This window comes from Pseudomonas sp. CM25 (assembly GCF_013179705.1).
In the GTDB taxonomy this organism is placed as follows: Bacteria; Pseudomonadota; Gammaproteobacteria; order Pseudomonadales; family Pseudomonadaceae; genus Aquipseudomonas.
This window is the reverse complement of the sequence record NZ_JABMCW010000716.1, coordinates 1-626: the sequence shown is the minus strand read 5'-3', so window position 1 is coordinate 626 and position 626 is coordinate 1. Positions and strand designations below refer to the sequence as shown.

Here is a 626-nt window from a genome sequence, read left to right as displayed (position 1 = left end):
GCCGATCAGGCGCTCGATGGCGAATACCGCCAGCGGTACGATACTGACCGCGACTGCCGCCAGCACCCCGGCGGCAACAGGTTGGGCGCGTCGCTGCAGGTTGAGCGCGAACAAGGTAATCAGCAAGATATAGAGGCTGGCGATGATCAGCAGCGCCCAGTCACCGATGCTCAGCCACGCTTCAGTGAGCAGCCAGCCCATGGCCGCCATGATCAACAAGGCGCCGAAATAGAAGGCGACATGCGCCAGCTGGAAGCTGCCGCGCTGCGCCGGTTGCTTGCGCAGGAATGCCAGCAGGGCCTGGTCCTGGCCCTGCTGGAGAACGCCGGCGTGCACGGCGCGCGCCAGGTCCTTGGCGTCGAATCGGTCCGTCATGCTAATCCTTCAGATGCGGTAAGTGCTCTTGGTCATGACCTTGGCCAACAGGCTCATGCCCAAGCGGACTGGGGCCGGGAAGCGATAGCCGCCGGCTTCCAGGGCCGATTCGGCGTGCTGCTCTTCGTCAACGCGCATTTGCTCGAGAATGGCCCGGGATTTTTCGTCCTCGTGCGGGATCTGCTCCAGGTGCTCGTCAAGGTGCTTGCACACCTGGTGCTCGGTGGCGGCGACGAAGCCCAGGCTGACCT

The 626-nt window shown here is 64.1% G+C and carries 1 protein-coding gene and 1 pseudogene; both read right to left on the bottom strand.

All coding sequences use genetic code 11. The annotated features are described in order from the left end of the window. Window positions 1–375, bottom strand: a pseudogene (locus tag HP546_RS30895) (DUF2157 domain-containing protein); the annotation flags it as partial. A 9-nt stretch (window positions 376–384) separates the two neighbouring features. Next, window positions 385–626 (bottom strand): demethoxyubiquinone hydroxylase family protein (locus HP546_RS30890; RefSeq protein ID WP_172233842.1); only part of this gene is annotated, 242 nt, incomplete at its 5' end.